19 protein-coding genes, 1 tRNA gene and 1 other RNA gene are annotated in these 17253 nt (G+C 27.8%); 14 read left to right on the top strand and 7 right to left on the bottom strand.

What is annotated here, in order from left to right:
• Position 1 precedes the first annotated feature (1 nt).
• Both tpiA and secG read left to right on the top strand, forming a co-directional pair.
• Positions 2 to 766: a triose-phosphate isomerase gene (tpiA, locus tag DB313_RS00280; RefSeq protein ID WP_120103870.1), complete on the top strand. Its 765-nt coding sequence runs from the start codon at positions 2 to 4 to the stop codon at positions 764 to 766.
• A gap of 11 nt (positions 767 to 777) precedes the next feature.
• Positions 778 to 1131, top strand: a complete 354-nt coding sequence (secG, locus tag DB313_RS00275; protein ID WP_120103869.1) for a preprotein translocase subunit SecG — start codon at positions 778 to 780, stop codon at positions 1129 to 1131.
• Between the two features lie 47 nt (positions 1132 to 1178).
• On the opposite strand, the gene ung is transcribed toward secG, so the two are convergent.
• From ung to DB313_RS00260, 3 genes are all read right to left on the bottom strand, one after another.
• Entirely contained in the window at positions 1179 to 1850 is a 672-nt protein-coding gene (gene ung, locus DB313_RS00270; protein ID WP_120103868.1) for a uracil-DNA glycosylase, read from the bottom strand.
• Between the two features lie 202 nt (positions 1851 to 2052).
• The gene (locus DB313_RS00265) at positions 2053 to 2739 is read right to left on the bottom strand and encodes a VUT family protein (RefSeq protein ID WP_120103867.1); all 687 of its coding nucleotides are present in this window, start codon (positions 2737 to 2739) and stop codon (positions 2053 to 2055) included.
• Between the two features lie 58 nt (positions 2740 to 2797).
• Positions 2798 to 3475 (bottom strand): queuosine precursor transporter, encoded by a 678-nt coding sequence (locus DB313_RS00260; protein WP_174220820.1) that lies wholly within the window; start codon positions 3473 to 3475, stop codon positions 2798 to 2800.
• A gap of 123 nt (positions 3476 to 3598) precedes the next feature.
• On the opposite strand from DB313_RS00260, the gene ssrA reads away from it, so the two are divergent.
• Positions 3599 to 3959, top strand: a transfer-messenger RNA (tmRNA) gene (gene ssrA / locus DB313_RS00255).
• 24 nt (positions 3960 to 3983) lie between these two features.
• On the opposite strand, the gene DB313_RS00250 is transcribed toward ssrA, so the two are convergent.
• A tRNA-Gly gene (locus tag DB313_RS00250) sits at positions 3984 to 4055 on the bottom strand.
• Between the two features lie 151 nt (positions 4056 to 4206).
• On the opposite strand from DB313_RS00250, the gene DB313_RS00245 reads away from it, so the two are divergent.
• Positions 4207 to 4569: a DUF3276 family protein gene (locus DB313_RS00245; RefSeq protein ID WP_174220819.1), complete on the top strand. Its 363-nt coding sequence runs from the start codon at positions 4207 to 4209 to the stop codon at positions 4567 to 4569.
• Between the two features lie 8 nt (positions 4570 to 4577).
• Here the strand turns inward: DB313_RS00245 and DB313_RS00240 are convergent, their stop codons facing one another.
• Positions 4578 to 5123 carry a ribonuclease HII gene (locus DB313_RS00240; RefSeq protein ID WP_120104634.1) on the bottom strand — a complete coding sequence of 182 codons (546 nt, stop codon included), beginning with the start codon at positions 5121 to 5123 and terminating at the stop codon, positions 4578 to 4580.
• 73 nt (positions 5124 to 5196) lie between these two features.
• On the opposite strand from DB313_RS00240, the gene DB313_RS00235 reads away from it, so the two are divergent.
• From DB313_RS00235 to DB313_RS00220, 4 genes are read left to right on the top strand one after another with little or no spacing between them, the layout of a single operon-like run.
• Positions 5197 to 5583: a hypothetical protein gene (locus tag DB313_RS00235; protein WP_120103865.1), complete on the top strand. Its 387-nt coding sequence runs from the start codon at positions 5197 to 5199 to the stop codon at positions 5581 to 5583.
• Complete coding sequence (locus DB313_RS00230) at positions 5580 to 6605, top strand: tetratricopeptide repeat protein (protein ID WP_120103864.1); 1026 nt, start codon at positions 5580 to 5582, stop codon at positions 6603 to 6605. Before DB313_RS00235 ends, DB313_RS00230 begins: the two co-directional genes overlap by 4 nt.
• 11 nt (positions 6606 to 6616) lie before the next feature.
• On the top strand, positions 6617 to 7288 hold the full coding sequence (gene phoU, locus DB313_RS00225) for a phosphate signaling complex protein PhoU (RefSeq protein ID WP_120103863.1): 672 nt from the start codon (positions 6617 to 6619) through the stop codon (positions 7286 to 7288).
• Positions 7289 to 7298: 10 nt separating this feature from the next.
• Positions 7299 to 7631, top strand: a complete 333-nt coding sequence (locus tag DB313_RS00220; protein ID WP_120103862.1) for a PTS lactose/cellobiose transporter subunit IIA — start codon at positions 7299 to 7301, stop codon at positions 7629 to 7631.
• A gap of 12 nt (positions 7632 to 7643) precedes the next feature.
• Here the strand turns inward: DB313_RS00220 and DB313_RS00215 are convergent, their stop codons facing one another.
• Positions 7644 to 8486 (bottom strand): CheR family methyltransferase, encoded by an 843-nt coding sequence (locus DB313_RS00215; protein WP_120103861.1) that lies wholly within the window; start codon positions 8484 to 8486, stop codon positions 7644 to 7646.
• A 167-nt stretch (positions 8487 to 8653) separates the two neighbouring features.
• Between DB313_RS00215 and DB313_RS00210 the strand changes: the two genes are divergently transcribed.
• The 6 genes from DB313_RS00210 (at position 8654) to DB313_RS00185 (ending at position 16722) form a co-directional block, all read left to right on the top strand.
• Complete coding sequence (locus DB313_RS00210; RefSeq protein WP_120103860.1) at positions 8654 to 10162, top strand: peptidylprolyl isomerase; 1509 nt, start codon at positions 8654 to 8656, stop codon at positions 10160 to 10162.
• A 50-nt stretch (positions 10163 to 10212) separates the two neighbouring features.
• On the top strand, positions 10213 to 11667 hold the full coding sequence (locus DB313_RS00205; RefSeq protein ID WP_120103859.1) for a pallilysin-related adhesin: 1455 nt from the start codon (positions 10213 to 10215) through the stop codon (positions 11665 to 11667).
• Between the two features lie 5 nt (positions 11668 to 11672).
• Entirely contained in the window at positions 11673 to 12449 is a 777-nt protein-coding gene (locus DB313_RS00200) for a lysophospholipid acyltransferase family protein (protein ID WP_120103858.1), read from the top strand.
• Positions 12436 to 14232 (top strand): DNA topoisomerase IV subunit B, encoded by a 1797-nt coding sequence (locus tag DB313_RS00195; protein ID WP_120103857.1) that lies wholly within the window; start codon positions 12436 to 12438, stop codon positions 14230 to 14232. The genes DB313_RS00200 and DB313_RS00195 overlap by 14 nt, the downstream gene beginning before the upstream one ends.
• Positions 14232 to 16115, top strand: coding sequence for a DNA topoisomerase IV subunit A (locus DB313_RS00190; RefSeq protein ID WP_120103856.1), 1884 nt, complete (start codon positions 14232 to 14234; stop codon positions 16113 to 16115). The genes DB313_RS00195 and DB313_RS00190 overlap by 1 nt, the downstream gene beginning before the upstream one ends.
• A 76-nt stretch (positions 16116 to 16191) precedes the next feature.
• Positions 16192 to 16722 carry a P13 family porin gene (locus tag DB313_RS00185; RefSeq protein WP_120103855.1) on the top strand — a complete coding sequence of 177 codons (531 nt, stop codon included), beginning with the start codon at positions 16192 to 16194 and terminating at the stop codon, positions 16720 to 16722.
• A 79-nt stretch (positions 16723 to 16801) separates the two neighbouring features.
• On the opposite strand, the gene smpB is transcribed toward DB313_RS00185, so the two are convergent.
• Positions 16802 to 17251, bottom strand: coding sequence for an SsrA-binding protein SmpB (smpB, locus tag DB313_RS00180; RefSeq protein ID WP_420808979.1), 450 nt, complete (start codon positions 17249 to 17251; stop codon positions 16802 to 16804).
• Positions 17252 to 17253 lie beyond the last annotated feature (2 nt).

The raw sequence follows: 17253 nt of genomic DNA, 5'->3' as shown, positions 1-17253 counted from the left end.
TATGAGAAAGATATTTTTAGCAGGAAATTGGAAGATGCATTATACAAGCGAAGAGGCTTTAGGTGTTGCTAAACAGATTGTAGATGGAGTGCAGTATATTAAGGATGATGTTGTGGTTATGATAACTCCGCCCTTTACATCTCTTTGTAAAGTATGCAATGTTACTAGGGGAACTAATGTTCTTCTTGGTGCACAAAATATGTCTTATGAAAATAGTGGAGCAAGAACGAGTGAGATTTCACCTTCTATGCTGTTGGAATTTGGGGTTGATTATGTAATACTTGGACACTCAGAATGTAGGACTTATCTTGGAGAAACAGATGAGATAGTGAATAAAAAGGTTCTTACAGGTCTTAGAAATCCATTTAAATATTTAATCCTTTGTGTTGGCGAAACTCTTAAGGAGAGAGAAGAACACAAAACTTTGGACATTGTTTTAAATCAAATTAGAAAAGGGTTGGCTTCTGTATCTGAATCTGAGCTTGGAAGAATAATTTTAGCTTATGAGCCTGTGTGGGCAATTGGAACTGGTAAAACAGCGACAAAGGAAGAAGCTCAGGAAGTTCATCGGGCAATTAGGCTTGAGATTGAAAAGCTATATTCTAAGGTAGCGGCTAATAATATTATAATTCAGTATGGTGGTTCTGTTAATATTGATAATATAGAAAGTCTTATGGGAGAGAGTGATATTGATGGAGCGTTGATTGGTGGTGCATCTTTGAAAGCTGATTCTTTTTTGAGTATAATTAGTAAGGTAGCTAAGTAGAGAGGTTTACTTTGGAATTATTTAAATTTTTGATGTTTGTCTTTTTTATTGTAACTTCGTTTATGATTATTTTATTGGTATTGTTTCAGGATGAACAAGGTGATGGTATTGGAGGAGTATTTGGAGGAGGTAGTTCTTCTATTTTTGGAGCTAAATCTTCAAATGTTGCAATAAAGATTACGGGATTTTTTATTGCACTTTTTTTTATATTTGTTGTTACATTGTCTTTTATTAATACAAAAAGAGTTGATGATAGTTTATTGAAAGATATTAAGACGAATGAAAAGAGTTCACCATTTTGGAATGATGATACAAAAGAAGAGAAAGAAACTGACAGGGAAGAGACTTTAAAGAAAAAAAGTTGATGTCATATAAAAATAGCTTATCTATACTGTTAATAGTTTAGTTAGAGTTATTGAAAGTCTATTAGAGTTTTGTTATGTTTTATAAGATATTCTAAAGTTTGATTGAAATGATTTGAACCTAGGAAACCGTTATTTGCAGAATAAGGAGACGGGTGGCTTGTTTCAAGAACTAAATGTTTTGATGTGTCGATTAAGTGCTTTTTACCTCTTGCAAAGTTGCCCCATAGCATAAATACGATGTTATTTAAATTTGTTGAAATGATTTTTATTACTTCATTTGTAAAAGTTTCCCATCCGATGTCTTTATGAGAAGATGGGATTCCTTCTTCTACTGTTAATATTGAATTTAGTAAAAAAACACCTTGTATTGCCCATCTTTTTAAGTCTCCATTTGCAATGGTTTTAATTTTTAGATTACTCTCTATTTCTTTGAAAATATTTTGTAGTGATGGAGGTATTTTTATGTCTGAATTGACAGAAAAGGCTAATCCATTAGCTTGTCCTTTTCCATGGTATGGGTCTTGTCCAAGTATGACGACTTTTATATTTTTAAAAGGCAAAGAGTCGAATGCATTAAATATAAGCTTTGGAGGTGGAAATATTTTTCCATTTTTTGTTTTGTATTCATTTTTTATGAAGTTCACAAGCCTTTTAAAATATGCTTTGTTAAATTCACTTTGTAATATTTCTTTCCAAGATTCTTCAATTTTTACTTCCATTCTTTGTATTATATAAAAAATAATTTGTTTTTAAAGATATTATTTTGATTTTATTATTTTTTATTTAGACTAGGGTTTAGGTTTAATGGTATATTGAACCTAATATAAGATTTTGATTTTATTATTAAGATAAAAGCTACGCTCTTAGAATTTTACTATTAATAAAGGGCTTGGAGATGCAAAAATTAATGAAGGATAAAATTTAAGCTTCTTGTACTTTAAGAGAAGTTAGAAAATGATAAATAAAAGTATCAGTTATCATTATTGTTATAACAAAAATCCAAGAACCTTTTATAATGCAATCAATATCGTAGTCACGATATAAATGTGAAATTACATACACGGAAGCCTTAATTAGTATATAAGAGATAAATAAGGTAGTAAATCTTGTTAGGTTATGTTTTATCCACTTTATTTTCATATTTTTCCGTTTTAATGCAGCATACATATATATATTAATATTCTGACATATGTATATAATATAAGTACCAATGACAGTTAGGGCGCTATATGAATTGTTATAGAATAATATTTTAAAATGTATATTTGAAGTATCAAATTCATTATTTTGAAAAGCTAATGTAAAGTTTATCATTAATACAAAAGTTATATTTATAAGCATACCCAGTGTTGTGCATTTTATAGCTGATTTAGCATTATATTTTTCTGTAATTAAATTAAGTGAGAAAAGAATGGATAAAAAAGTTATTGTTGTTAAATTTGCAGTTTGTTCAAATATAATTACTTTTTTTAGTATAAAAATTTTTGAAATTATTGTAGTAATAGCAACGAAACAAAAAATACCCGCTTTTCCGAATAGGTAATAAAATATTGTTAAGAATAGATAAACAGATAACAATAAAGATGCCCATAGGATTAGGTCTGTCATAGATTTGTCATTATATCAAATTAGCCATTAATAGTTAAGTTAATTAACTGCTCTCATATTATTTTTTTTGCTGTGATATAAGTTTTGCGGTATAAATAAACGGAGTACCTAAAAGCCCAGCAAATGCTTTAATGACATATGTGGAAAGCACTATATCAAAATAAACTTCTTTTGGAAATACATTGAAATATGTTGCAATACTCACAAATACTATTGTATCTATTAGTTCACTTACTAATGTTGATCCATTACTTCTTATGAAGAGGAATTTGGGAAATTTATTTTTAATGAGTTGGTATAGATATATGTCATTTAGCTGAGATATTATATATGCAATTATCGACGCGACTAGTAAAATTGGGATTGAAGAAAAAATATTTTGTAAGCTGTTGAAATGTATATCATATTTGTTTGGTGAAAAATAAAGTTGAATATTTGTGTTGAAAGCGAAAGCTATGAAACTTATGAAACCGATATAAACTGCTTTTTTTGAAACATGACGGCCGTAAAATTCCGATAAAATATCGGTTGCAATGTAGGTTGACGCATAAATAATATTACCAAGAGTGGCGTTAAATCCAAATATTGTAATTTGCTTTAAAACTTGAATGTTTGCAATAGCCACAGAAGACGAGACCCATACGAACAATCCTTTTTTCCCAAAAAATTTGTATATAACAATTAAAATTGAATAAGTACAGATTAACATAATAAACCATAAAGCTTCGTTACTCAAAAGACCCTCATTATCTCATTTATTACATTTAATATTATTATAAAACTTTATATGTTGTTTTTCAAATTGTATTATTTTGCTTTTTTGATGTATTTATATTATAATTTTAGTTTAAAGTACTTAGGGGATGTTTTGGATTTGACTAAGAAGTTAGATAGCGTAAGTTGCAGGCAGAGTGAATCTCTTAAAACTTCTTTAATAAATGCAAAAAATAATAACTTTACAAGTTCAAATCTTGTAATGGCTGCTTAAATTAGCAGAGAGTTTTGTTGAATTTTGCTTTGAGATTTAGCTTATACTCTTTAAAAACATCAAAGCTTGCTTAAAAATGTTTCAAGTTCATTTTTAGGGACTTCTTAACTTGTAAGTAATTTGGTGGTTTGCTAGCGTTTCCATCTCTTTACTAAGTAAAACACTGGCTAAGCTTGTAGACACTTATGATATTATTTTTAGGACGCGGGTTCAAATCCCGCCATCTCCATAATGAGTAATGAGTAAACATTAAATAAGCGTCCTATCGGAATCGAACCGACATCATTAGCTTGGAAGGCTAAGGTAATAGCCATTATACGAAGGACGCATTAATATCAAATCTGATTTTATAAAAAAATGTATTTTATGTCAATTAATTTATTATTAAGTTTATCTAGTATTTTTTTTTCTTAATAAGTACAATTATGTTAACTTTTATGAAAGTCAATAATATAAATGCTTTTTGAGTGGAGGAATTAATGGGCGAGCGAGGGGAAATATATTCTGATAAGTTATTTACAAATTCTGAGAGGACTTATTTTTTTAATGTTAAAGAAAATAGGAAAGGTGATTATTTTTTAAATATTGTTGAAAGTAAGAGAAATGCTAGTGGAGATTTTGAAAGACATTCAGTTTTTATTTATGAGGAAAATATAAAAGAATTTGAATCAAGTTTATTAAGAGCAATTTCTGTAATTAAGAAAAAGAATTCTGGAAATTATGCTACAGGAGAGACAAGGCATAATGATTTTGAGCCTCATAATGAAGGATCTAGGAGAGATAATTCTAATTTTGATAAAAATTATCACTATTCAGGAAGATCTAGAAATAGAGATTATTAAAAATTTATTTAAATAAGTTTAAAACTTTTTCTGTGAAGGCTTAGGATTCCATGTTCTTTTATTGCATCTTTATGTGCTTGAGTTGGATATCCTTTGTTGGTTTTTAAGGAGTAAAGAGGATAAATTTTATCATACTCATTCATTAATTTATCTCTTTGTACTTTTGCGATAATTGAGGCTGCTTTTATTTCATTAATAATAGAGTCTCCCTTGATTATTGCTTGAATTTTTTTAGCTTTTATTGTTGGAATGAATTTTCCATCCACAAGAACTAAATCACAGTCAATATTGAGTTTTTCATATGCAAGTTGCATAGCAAGAAGAGAAGCATTGTGAATATTAATTTTGTCAATAATATCATTAGATACTTCTGCAAAGGCATAGTATGAATTTTTAAGTATTAATGAAGATAAATATTCTCTTTTTTCTTTTTTAAGTTTTTTTGAATCGTCTAATTCATTTAAAAAAGTAGGTCTCCCTTTAAAAATAACTGCTGCACTTAAGACGGGCCCAAAAATGCATCCTCTTCCAACTTCATCAATTCCACAAATCATAATCAATTATATTATTCTAATAGAGAAAGTGTAATATTTAATATATAATTTATTGCGTAATCAAGGGAATTTTATGAGAGAGAAAAAGTTTTATTTTCAAAAATATTTTTTAATTTTAATATTTTTATCGATTATTATTGCTTTTATTACCTATCTTTATTCAAGTAACATAATTAGAAATACTCGCAAAAGTACAGAAGAGGATTTAAATAAGAAGTTAAAATTAATTAATGTAGAAGATTTTTATTTTGATTTAAATTCTAATCTCAATATGAATGATTTTTTCTTTCCTAAACCTCATCTGCCTAGCAGTGAACTAGAAGATAGTTTAACTAAACATCAGCCAATTAATGATAAACTGCTTAAGGAACTATGGGTAAAATCAGAAAATTTATTTAATATTGATTTAGAAAAGCAAAATGAGATATTGATTGATAGAATTTTGGAAAATTATAAGTGAATAAATATTATTTTATTTATTTTAATATTTTATGTCTTGTTGTAAATGTAGCATATTCGTTTGCTTCTGAGAATAGTTATAGTACTTATGAGCTTGATTTTAGTAGCGAAGAGAGAGAATTTTTAGTAAAAACTAATTCAAAATTTAATTTTTTTTTTAAGGACGAGGCTTGGATTTATATAAAGAGTCCTAAAAATAATTCTTTTATTAGACTTTTAGGAGAATCTTATCAGAATGGAGCTACTTTTACTTTTCAAACTTCAAAGAAAGTGGGGAATATTATATTAACTTTTAGTTATCAAAATGTAAAGAATTCTAGGGAATTTACTAAAAATGTAATTTTGAAAATTACTCAAAAAGAAGTGCATAATAAGTTAGATGAAAATGAGTTAAGTGAACATACTCAAGATGATAAAAGCGTTGGACTAAAAGATAAAAATTCTGGCTTAAATTTTAAGGAGATTATTAGGAGAGCTTTAAATTTATCTTATATTAATGATTATAGGGGTGCAATTGAATTGCTTAATAGCTATAATTTTAATGAGAGTGAGTATACTTTGTTAAAGGCTGATCTTTATTATAAAAATGGAGATTATTTAAATTCTTATGAAAATTACTTAAGCTTAAGAGATAAGCACTTTAATCAGATTTTTTTAAATCTTATTAGTCTTGGAATTAAGTTAAATAAGGTAGAAAGTGTATTAAAAGATACTAGGTTCTTAATAGAGAATAATATTGATTTTAGTGAAAATGTTTATCTTGATATTCTTGAGTTTTTGTTGCTGAGTGGTGAGTATGAATTTTTTTTAAATTTGAGCTCTCTGTATTTCCCAAAATACTCAAACTCAAGCTTTCCAGATAGATATAATTATTTATTGGGTAGACTATATGAGACTGAGAGCAAACATAGAGATTTTCTAAAGGCTCTTGATTATTATAAGAGGGTTATTGATGACTATCCTTTTAGTAATTATTATGAGATTTCTAGGTTAAGATATTTGTTTTTAAAAAGGTTTTTTTAGGAGGATTTGGTATGATTAGACGCAAACTTACTAAACAACTTGAGGTGATAAAAGATTATCTTTGGGATATGAAAGAATGTGTACTTAAGATAATAGAAGATTCTTTAATAGCTTTAGAGTCTAGAGACAAAAATTTGGCTAAAAAAATCATTAATGAGGATGAAAAAATAATAGATGATTATCAATATGATATTGAGGATTTATGCGGAAGAATCATTGCTACTGAACATCCTGTGGCTACTGAGCTTAGAGAAATTTTAGCAATTATTAAAATAATAAGCTCTCTTGAACGTATTGCAGATCATTCTACTAAAATTGTAAAGGTTGTACTTCTTTTAGAGTCTAATGCAGCAGATTTTTGTTCTGTTGACCTTTATCTTAAACCTTTAAGAGAAATGGCAGATACAGCGAAAGATATGCTTTCAAATATTTTTGACGCTTACTTTGATGGAGATTTTACTAAAATACTTAAGATAGTAAAGTACGATAATGTTATAGATAAATTATTTTCCAAACAAAAAACTATTGTAATTGATGCTATGAAAAATAATCCAGAAAATTTGGATTATCTTTTGAATATATTATTTTTAAATAGTTTTTTAGAAAGAGTAGGAGACCATGTTGCTACAATAGGTGAGTTGCTTTACTTTGTTAAAATAGGAGAAAAAGTAAATTTAACCTAAAGGAGACTATATGACAAGTGATGAATTAAATAGGTATATTGATGATAAATTTATGTTAATTTTAGATAAGGTTAGTAACATAAGGAATAGGCTTTATAAAATTTTAAAAGAGATTAAGAAAGGAAATTTTGATGATATTGAATACGAACTTAGTGAAATTGAGAATTTAATTAATAATGTTAATGTTTCACAAGCAGAATTTATGAGTGATGACAAATTTGTAAAAAATGTATATTTATCATTGACTATATTCAATATTCAAAACTGCATTATGGGTTTATTGAGTGAGAAAAATCTTATTGAAGAACTTATTTATTTGAATAAAAAGATACAAGGTAAATAAATATGCCTTGTATTAGTTTGATTTTTTATATGTTGCAGGCATGATATATTCAAAATTTTTATTTCCTCTAATTGTTTCTGAATGACCGATGAGCAAATAACATTCATCCTTTAAACATTTATTAAATTTTTCAGCAAGTAAATTTCTAGTTTCTTCATCAAAATAAATCATTACATTTCTACAGAAAATTAAATCAAATTTTTTCTTGAATGGAAAATATTCATCCATTAAGTTCAATTTTTTAAATTGAACCATTCTTTTAAGTGTATCCTTGACTTCGAATTTGTCATTTTTAAGTTGATTTAAATATTTAAGTTTTAAATGTTTAGGCAGTGTTTTTACGCGATCCCCTGGATAAATTCCTTTACTTGCTTCTTTTAAAACAGTAATTGAAATATCGGTTGCTAATATTTTTGTATTTAAGTGGATTTTATTATTACTTATGTGTTCATTTATTATCATCGCAATTGTATAAGGCTCTTCTCCACTTGAACATCCAGCTGACCATATACGAATTTCTTTTTCTCCCGATTGTGACATTTGATTAATCATTTTGGGTAAAAGTTTTTTTTCAAGAAATTCAAAATGATTAGGTTCTCTAAAAAAATAAGTATGATTTGTTGATATTTTATCCACTAACTCTATTAAGGATATTTGGCTTGTATTATTTTCTAAGTAGTTAATATATTCTGTGAAATTGCTAAAATTTTTTGCTTTAATTGTTGATGATAGTCGACTTTCAATCAATAATTTTTTTTTCTCACTAAGATTAATACCAAAATTATTGTAAACTATTTTTATGAGTCTATTAAGTTCGTTTGGTTTTATGTGAATAGTGAAATTATTACTTTCCATAACTTCCTGTACATTGTTGAACAGTTAAAGAGCATTAAACCATTAATCATTTTTACTTATATTTAAAAAATAGTTCTTAATATAAATATTTCAATTGAAATAATGCTTTAATTATGCTATTTTAATACTTAAAATGTTATATTATTTAAATTTTTAAGGTTGTTTTTATGCGGAAGAGAGTAAAACAGATAAGAGAAGAAGTGCCTAGGGTTGATTCTTTTGATTCTAATGATAAGAGGGTTGGTATTTGGGGTCTTTTAGCCCTTATATTAATTGTGTTTGGATTTATCATTGCACCTTTGATGCCTGGTTTGTTTGATAGTTCTGATTCATCTGGGTTAAGATTTGGTACTTATAAGGGACAACCAATTTATTATGAAAAGAATAATAAATTTGCTAAATATGTTAATTATTATTCAAATCTTTATTCTAGATTAATGCAAAATAAAAATAATTCTGACATGGAGTATGCTATTTGGAACTTGGCTTTTGTTAAGCATATGGAAGATATTGCTTTCCTTGATTTAGCAAAAGCTAATAACTTTTATGTTTCAAAAAATATGTTAAATAAAAATTTAATGAATTCTCCTGTATATCTAGACTCTGCTGGTAATTTTAGTCCTAAGAGATATAACAAAGTTTCTGATTATCAGAAATACAAGATTCATAACGAAGCAGTGGAAGACTTACTTTCTTCTAACATTCAGATTTTATTGAACAGTAGCTTTATATTTGCAGATTCTCTTCCTAATGCAATTAAGGATATGAGTAAGGTTAGAAGAAGTATTTCATATGTTTCACTCTCATATCAAGATTTTCCACAAGATGAAGTAATTTCTTATGCTGAGAGAGCTTTGGGTTTATTTAAAAGTATTGAAGTTGCATCTATTCGTTTTAAGAATTTAGGTGATGCAAATGATGCTTATGAAAAATTGTCTAAGAGTACTCCTTTTGAGGAGATTGCTAAATTTTATTCTGAGGATATTACTAATTTTAAGGGAGTTGCTTCTTCTAAGAAATATTATTTTGATTTTGAGCTTGCTCTTGAGAGAAAGGAAGATGTGGGGGTAATTTTTTCTTTGAAAGTGAATGAAATTTCTAAGCCTATTAAAACTAAAAATGGGAATGAGTATGAGATATATAAAGTATTGAGTAATATTTATGATTTTGATAAAAATTCAGGACATGATATTAGTGTGGCTAGAAACTATGTGGAAACTTATGAACCAAGCATTATTGAGACTTTTCTTGAAAATAAGCTTAATAAAATTATTGATGAAATGAATACTGATGGAGTACAGAAAACTCTTAGAAAAAGTAAGTTGTCATTGAAGAAGGATATTGTCAATCTTGCTTACAATATGAGTATTTATCCTAGTACTTTAGGAGAGGAGTTGTCTGGTTTTAAAAATAGTAAAGATTTTTATGATATCATTTTTGCCTTAAAAGAAAATCATTGGTCTAAGCCTTTTTTAGCAGATCGTAAAGTTTATGTATTTTCTTTAAACTCAGGTGGTAGCTATTCTATTGAGTCTAATGATGTGATTAAAGAAGATAGTATTCTTGATAACCTTTATCAGGCAAATAGTAGGCTAGTGATAGATTCTATGTTAAATAAAGGTGACTTTGAAGAAAATTTTAATGAAGCATTTTTTGCTTTGCAGAATTTTAATTAAAAAAATTAGTAGTTGGTATGAATAGAATTTATAGATAAAAATCATATGGTATGCGTTTTAAATTAATTTTATCTTTCGTCTTTATTTTGTTTTCTTGTGTTAAGGAAAATAAAGATTTTATTGTTTTCAATAAGGGTATAAAAGAATCTAGCGAAATAAATTATTCTGATGTGAGTGTTTCAAGTGGAAATAATGGAGAAGATGTTTTTGGGTCACTTATTGACCTTAAGGGTTATAAGATTCTTTCAGTTCAACAGGAAAATTTAAATTTAGATGTTTATTTTGAACAAGTAGTTTTAGCACAGGATTTTTCAGATCTTAAATCTTATCTGTTTATTATTGGTTTTGATCCAAAAACTCAAGAGGCTATAGTTCTTTTTAAAGAGCAGGTAGATATTGATTCTAAAAAATCTTACAACATGTATCTTGAGGATATTACTGGTGATTATGATTTTGACATAGTTGTACAAGGATTTTTCAATGAAGAGACTGTTTTATATGTTTTTCAAAAAGCGATTGCTAATGATGTTTCGTCATACAGACCTATATTTTTTCATAAAGTGAATGGAAGTATTATTATAAATAAGTATGATAGATCCTTAGCTTATGATGATAAGCAATCTAGAGAAAGTTATTCTATTTCTTTAGAAAGATATGACAAGCAGGGTGAAGATATAATAGTTAGCCGAGTTGAAGTATATGAATATTCTCACTTGCAGAGAAGGTATTATCCTTTATCTGCGAGTGAGAAGGTCAGACGGATGGATAGTAATGTTTATAAAACTTTAAAGGATTTGACCAAAGAAGGAGTATATAAGTTTTTATATGGTGTTTGGTATGACAGTGGTACATATCAAAGGTTGGGAAAGTCGAGTCTTGATGATGTTTTATTTTTATCGTTTAATAGACATTTTAATGAAATTAGTATTTTTAAGAAAAATTATCAAGAAATAGCACATATTGAGTATATGTCAAAGCCGGCTTATAATACTCTTAATATTAGTACCAAATCTATTTTTTCAGATTTAATAGTTTATAATTTTTGGATAAAAATCATTGATGGTGATAATATTGAGGTAAAAGTTGATACTGGAACAAATGCTTATGATAAGTATGGATTCTCAGGCATTTTTAAACGATTTGATGATTCCATCTTGGAAGAAAATAGTAATGAAAAGAACTTTTTTATTCCAAATGGTAATTATGTGTATAAGGATATTATTTATGATTTTTCTTATCCTAATCTTACTTATATTATTGAAGATAATATTTATTATGGAATTTTTAATGTTTTTAGTTTAAAAAATAATTTAATTCTTGAGTATGAAGTTAGTATGGGTGATGCTAGGATGAGAGAATCTTTTATTGTTGAATATAGCGAGAGAGTAGTACAGAAGCAAAAATTTTCTACAATTATTCTTAATCCTGTTAAAATTTTGAAAGATGAAGTAAGTTTGGTTAAAGGACAGAAATTGAAGCTTGAGAGAATAGAAAAATTGGATTAGTTTTTATGAGAGTATTAAGAAATATTGTTACTTATATTAATGTTCTTTTCTTTTTTTTGGTTTTTACTGTTTTGTTTCCAGTATATTTGATTTTTAAAATTTTTAAATTTGAAAGTTATTTTGTAAAATTTAGTTTTATATTAATGAGATTTGGTATTAATATTAGCTTATGGCTTGCTGATGTTAAGGTTGTTGTTACTAGAGACAATGATGCTTGTTTGTCTGGTAAGGGTAGTGTAGTGATTATGGGAAATCATGTTGGTGCAATGGATCCTATTTTTTTAATTTATATATTCATGCAACCCTTTGCAGTAGTTGCTAAGAGATCACTTTTTAATATTCCTTTTCTTAATTTAATCTTAATTTCCATAGGAGCCATTCCTGTAAATAGGAGTAGTATAAAATCTTCTGCTAATGCCCAGAGGAGGGCTCTTGAAGTTATTAAGGAAGGGCGACTTATTGGAATTTTTCCTGAAGGAACTAGGAGTCGAGATGGTGAGGTTGGGAAATTTAAGAGAGGTGCTATGAACTTAGCTTTAAGAACAAATTCTTCAATTATACCTGTGACTTTGCTTAATACGCATAAAGTCTTTATTAAAAATTTTATATTTAATTCGGGATTATCTGTATATGTTCATGTTCATTCTTTAATAGATGTGTCTATTTTAAAAAATGATGAGAAAGAAAATCTTCATGTTATTGTTAGAGATAAAATAGTTAAAAAATTAGAAAAAATGAAAATGCAATATAGCATTGATAGGGATTTAAATGAAGACAAATAATTACGATGAGAGTAAAATTATTACCTTATCTTCCCTTGAGCATATTAGATTGCGGTCTGGAATGTATATAGGGAGACTTGGTGATGGTTCTAATATTGATGATGGTATTTATATTTTAATTAAAGAAATAATTGATAATTCCATTGATGAATTTATTATGGGCTATGGTAAGGAAATATTTATAAGAAAAGAAAATAATATTATTGGTGTTAGAGATTGTGGACGAGGCATTCCTCTTGGAAAAGTTGTAGAGAGTGTTTCTGTTATTAATACTGGTGCTAAGTATAATGATGATGTATTTCAATTTTCTGTGGGTCTTAATGGAGTTGGAACTAAAGCTGTTAATGCTTTAAGTTCAAGATTTTTGGTAAGGTCAATAAGAGATGGTAAATTTTTTGAGGCTCTTTTTTCCAAGGGAAATTTGATGAAGACTGCAGAGGGGAGTTCTGATGAGAAGAGCGGTACTTATATTGAATTTTTAGCTGATACAGAAATTTTTGGCAAGTATAAGTATAGTGAAGATTTTTTAAAGAGAAGGTTTTTTCATTATGCTTGCTTAAATAAGGGTCTAAAGATTAATTATAATGATCAAATTTTTGAGTCTAAGAAAGGGCTTTTAGATTTTATAAACTCTGAAATTAAAAATGAAGATCTACTTTATGATTTTGTTTATTATTCTAGTAAGACTTTAGAATTCGCCTTTTCTCATACAAGCAATTATGGAGAGACATATTTCTCATTTGTAAATGGGCAGTATACTAGTGATGGAGGGACACATCAGACAGGATTTAGGGAAGGATTTGCTAGAGCTATTAATGATTTTCTTAAGAAAACATATTCATCTACTGATATTAGAGAGGGACTTGTAGCTACTCTTTCTATTAAGATAAAAGATCCAATATTTGAAAGTCAGACTAAAAATAAACTTGGTAACATTGAAACTAGGAGCAATGTTGCTAAGGAAGTGCAGAGAATAATATCAGAAATTCTTTATAAAGATAAAACTTTAGCAAAGGCAATTGAGAGTAAGGTAGTTGATAATGAGCGCCTTAGGAAAGAATTAAGTAGTGTACGAAAAGAAGCAAAGGAGAGAGCTAAGAAAATATCTTTTAAAATTCCTAAGCTTAAAGATTGTAAATTCCACTTTAATGAAAAAAGCATTCAATCTGAGGCTACTATGATATTCTTAACGGAAGGAGATTCTGCAACAGGTTCAATGGTATCTTGTAGAGATGTGTATACACAGGCTATATTTTCTCTTAGGGGTAAACCTCAAAACATGTTTGAGAAAAGTAAGTCTGAGATATATAAGAATGAAGAACTTTATAATATGATGGTAGCTCTTGGGATTGAAGAATCGATTGAAAATTTAAGATATAATAAGGTGGTAATTGCTACAGATGCTGATTTTGATGGGTTTCATATTAGAAATTTACTTTTAGTATTTTTCTTAACGTATTTTGAAGATTTGGTTTTAAATGGACATATGTATATATTAGAAACTCCACTTTTTAGAGTAAGGAATAAAAAATCTACTGTTTATTGTTATTCTGAGGAAGAGAAACAAAAAGCTGTTCTTGAATTAAGTAATCCTGAGGTAACAAGATTTAAGGGGCTTGGAGAAATTTCTCCGAATGAGTTTAGGAATTTTATTGATATTTCTAATATTAAACTTACAAAGGTTGATCTTTTCAATATTAAAGATATAAAAGAAAAGCTGGGATTTTATATGGGGCAAAATACTCCTGAGAGGCGTAACTTTATTATGGAGAATTTAATTTAATGGACATTAGAACATTACTTAGAGATAATTTTTTACAATATTCATCTTATGTTATTAAGGATCGTGCAATTGCTAGTGTTATTGATGGGTTTAAGCCTGTACAGAGGCGAATTATACATTCTCTTTTTGAGATGCATGATAGCAATTTCCATAAGGTTGCAAATGTTGTTGGAAATACAATGAAATATCATCCTCATGGAGATACTTCCATTTATGAAGCACTTGTTAATATGGCAAATAAGGATTTATTTATTGAGAAGCAAGGAAATTTTGGTAATCTTTTGACTGGTGATCCTGCTTCTGCATCGCGTTATATTGAATGTCGATTAACTCCTTTAGCATTTGATGTGCTTTATAGCAAGGAAATAACATCTTATGAACCTTCTTATGATGGTCGTAATGATGAACCTTTGATTTTTCCTGCAAAAATTCCTGTAATACTCATTCAAGGAAGTGAAGGGATTGCTGTTGGTATGGCTGCAAAAATTTTACCTCATAACTTTAATGAAATTTTGATTGCCGTGAGAAGTGAGTTACTTGGTGAATCTTATGAACTTTATCCGGATTTTCCTACAGGTGGAATAGTTGATGTTAATGAATATGCGGATGGAAATGGAAAAGTTTTAGTGCGTGCTAAAATTGAGGCTACAGATGACAATAAGGCCATTTTAATAAGAGAATTGCCATTTGGAGAGACTACTGAGAGTATAATAGCTTCGATTGAAAAAGCTATACGCAAGAATTATATTAAGGTGACAAGCATTAACGATTTTACTACGGAGAATGTAGAAATTGAGTTGACTCTTCCAAGAGGAGTATATGCTAGTGAGGTTATTGAGAAATTATATCATTATACAAATTGCCAGGTATCTATTTCTGTTAATTTGCTTTTACTAAGTGATAGATATCCTGTTATTTATACCATTACGGAGATTATCAAGTTTCATGCAGAACATTTGCAGAGAGTGTTAAAGATGGAGCTTGAGTTACAAAGAAATAAAATCCTTGAAAAAATTTTTTATAAAACCTTAGAACAAATATTTATTGAAAAGAGAATTTATAAGGTTCTTGAGACTATTTCTAAGGAATCTGATGTTGTAAGCATTATTTTGAGTAAAATTTTAAAATATAGAGATAATTTCTATAGAGAGATTGTTTTGGGTGATATTGAAAATTTACTTAAAATTCCTATTCGAAAAATAAGTATTTTTGATATTGATAAGAATAATAAAGATATTAGAACTCTTAGTAAGGAATTAAAAAGTGTGGAGAGTAATATTGGGTCAATTAGAGGATATTCAATAAATTTTATTGATAAACTTCTTACAAAATATTCTAAAGCTTATAAGAGGAAAACAGAAATATCTCTTATTAAATCAAAAAATGTTAGAGAAATAGCTACTAAGAATATGAAGGTTTATTTAAATTTGAAGTCTGGTTTTGTTGGAACTAGTCTTCTTGATGGTGAATTTATTGGTAATGCTAGCTATTATGATAAGATATTAATATTTAAGAAGAAGTCTTATATTCTAAAAAATATTGAGGATAAAACTTTTATTGATAAAAATAATATAGGTGCTTTAGTTTATGATATAAATAATTCGAAAGAGCAAGTATTTTCCATAATTTATCTTAATAAGCCTGAAAACCTTTATTATGTTAAGAGATTTAAGATAGATAAATTTATTACGGATAAGATTTACAAATTTTTAGATGATGAAGATGAATTTGTAGATTTTGCTTTAAATCCAGAAGTTGTAGAATTTTCCACTAGTAAGGATATTGTTAAAACGATGAGTATTGATGATTTTATGATTAAGTCTAGAGTTTCTGTAGGCAAGAGAATTTCAAGCAGTAAACTTAAAACGGTTAAATTTAAGTAGAATTTTTTATATCTTTTTGTTATCATTATGATGTTAAACAAATTTGTTTTATACACATAATGAAGGAGGATATTTAATGAAAAAAGTTTTGATTATGGTTTTGTTTTCTTTTTGTACTTTTGCTGGCTTTGCTCAGGTTGAGGATAGCAAAGTTGTTGATAATTCAGTGGATAAGTTATTAAGATATGAATCTTCTAAGAAAGAGCCTTTAATTCCCTTTATTTTGAATCTGATTTTAGGATTTGGAATAGGATCTTTTGCACAAGGAGATTTTATTGGTGGGTTGTCTATTTTGGGTTTTGATGCTCTTGGAGTTGGTTTATTAGCTTACGGTATATATTCTGTTGGTGGTGTGAGCGAGTTTAAGGCTAAGAAGGATGAGGAGTTACCTGTGCTTGCGGTTTCTTTGATGGCAGTAGGAGGAGCTACTTTGGCTATAACAAGGCTTGTTGAAATTATTCTTCCTTTTGTACATGCATCTAATTATAATAAAAGGCTTAGACAAAGCTTGGGAGCTACTTTAGGAGGATTTCAACCTGACTTTGGTGTTACTATGAATGAAAGTAATATGCTTGGATTTGGAATTTCTTTTGCAAAAAGTTATTAATTATATAATTTGAAGTTAGTTAGGTTAGAGTAGTTATTTTTATAATTACTCTTTTTGTGATATTTCTTTATAAGTTGGATTATCTATATTGTTTGATTTCACGACTTAGGTCTTTTTTGATGCTTTTTTGTTTTAAAACTTCTCTTTTGTCAAATAATTTTTTACCTTTACATATGCCGAGTTCTACTTTTATTAGTGAATTTTTTAGGTAAATTGAAATAGGAACTAATGTATATCCTTCTTTTTCTCTAAATTTTTTTAGTTTTTGTATTTCTTTTTTTGTAACAAGAAGCTTTCTGCTTCTTATTTCTTCATGGTTAAAGATATTGCCTTCTTTATATTTTGATATATGTAAATTTTCAAGCCATATTTCATCTTTTTTAATAATAGCAAAACTATCATTAAATGAAAATTTTTTTAATTTAATAGATTTAACTTCAGTCCCTTTTAATACAATACCACAGTTTATTTTATCTTCAATGAAATAATTGAATCTTGCTTTTTTGTTTTCAAGCAAAAGTGAGGTCACAT

The sequence above is a fragment of the Borrelia turcica IST7 genome, assembly GCF_003606285.1.
In the GTDB taxonomy this organism is placed as follows: domain Bacteria; phylum Spirochaetota; class Spirochaetia; order Borreliales; family Borreliaceae; genus Borrelia; species Borrelia turcica.
This window is presented reverse-complemented; position numbering and strand designations above follow the sequence as displayed.

What these genes read in the sequence shown, in the direction of transcription:
- tpiA (WP_120103870.1), top strand. Translation starts at nt 2, where the DNA reads ATGAGAAAGATATTTTTAGCAGGAAATTGGAAGATGCATTATACAAGC.
- DB313_RS00185 (WP_120103855.1), top strand. Translation starts at nt 16,192, where the DNA reads ATGAAAAAAGTTTTGATTATGGTTTTGTTTTCTTTTTGTACTTTTGCT.
- DB313_RS00210 (WP_120103860.1), top strand. Translation starts at nt 8,654, where the DNA reads ATGCGGAAGAGAGTAAAACAGATAAGAGAAGAAGTGCCTAGGGTTGAT.
- DB313_RS00205 (WP_120103859.1), top strand. Translation starts at nt 10,213, where the DNA reads ATGCGTTTTAAATTAATTTTATCTTTCGTCTTTATTTTGTTTTCTTGT.
- DB313_RS00195 (WP_120103857.1), top strand. Translation starts at nt 12,436, where the DNA reads ATGAAGACAAATAATTACGATGAGAGTAAAATTATTACCTTATCTTCC.
- DB313_RS00190 (WP_120103856.1), top strand. Translation starts at nt 14,232, where the DNA reads ATGGACATTAGAACATTACTTAGAGATAATTTTTTACAATATTCATCT.
- DB313_RS00235 (WP_120103865.1), top strand. Translation starts at nt 5,197, where the DNA reads ATGAGAGAGAAAAAGTTTTATTTTCAAAAATATTTTTTAATTTTAATA.
- DB313_RS00245 (WP_174220819.1), top strand. Translation starts at nt 4,207, where the DNA reads ATGGGCGAGCGAGGGGAAATATATTCTGATAAGTTATTTACAAATTCT.
- phoU (WP_120103863.1), top strand. Translation starts at nt 6,617, where the DNA reads ATGATTAGACGCAAACTTACTAAACAACTTGAGGTGATAAAAGATTAT.
- DB313_RS00220 (WP_120103862.1), top strand. Translation starts at nt 7,299, where the DNA reads ATGACAAGTGATGAATTAAATAGGTATATTGATGATAAATTTATGTTA.
- DB313_RS00240 (WP_120104634.1), bottom strand. Translation starts at nt 5,123, where the DNA reads ATGATTTGTGGAATTGATGAAGTTGGAAGAGGATGCATTTTTGGGCCC.
- DB313_RS00215 (WP_120103861.1), bottom strand. Translation starts at nt 8,486, where the DNA reads ATGGAAAGTAATAATTTCACTATTCACATAAAACCAAACGAACTTAAT.
- DB313_RS00265 (WP_120103867.1), bottom strand. Translation starts at nt 2,739, where the DNA reads ATGACAGACCTAATCCTATGGGCATCTTTATTGTTATCTGTTTATCTA.
- ung (WP_120103868.1), bottom strand. Translation starts at nt 1,850, where the DNA reads ATGGAAGTAAAAATTGAAGAATCTTGGAAAGAAATATTACAAAGTGAA.
- DB313_RS00200 (WP_120103858.1), top strand. Translation starts at nt 11,673, where the DNA reads ATGAGAGTATTAAGAAATATTGTTACTTATATTAATGTTCTTTTCTTT.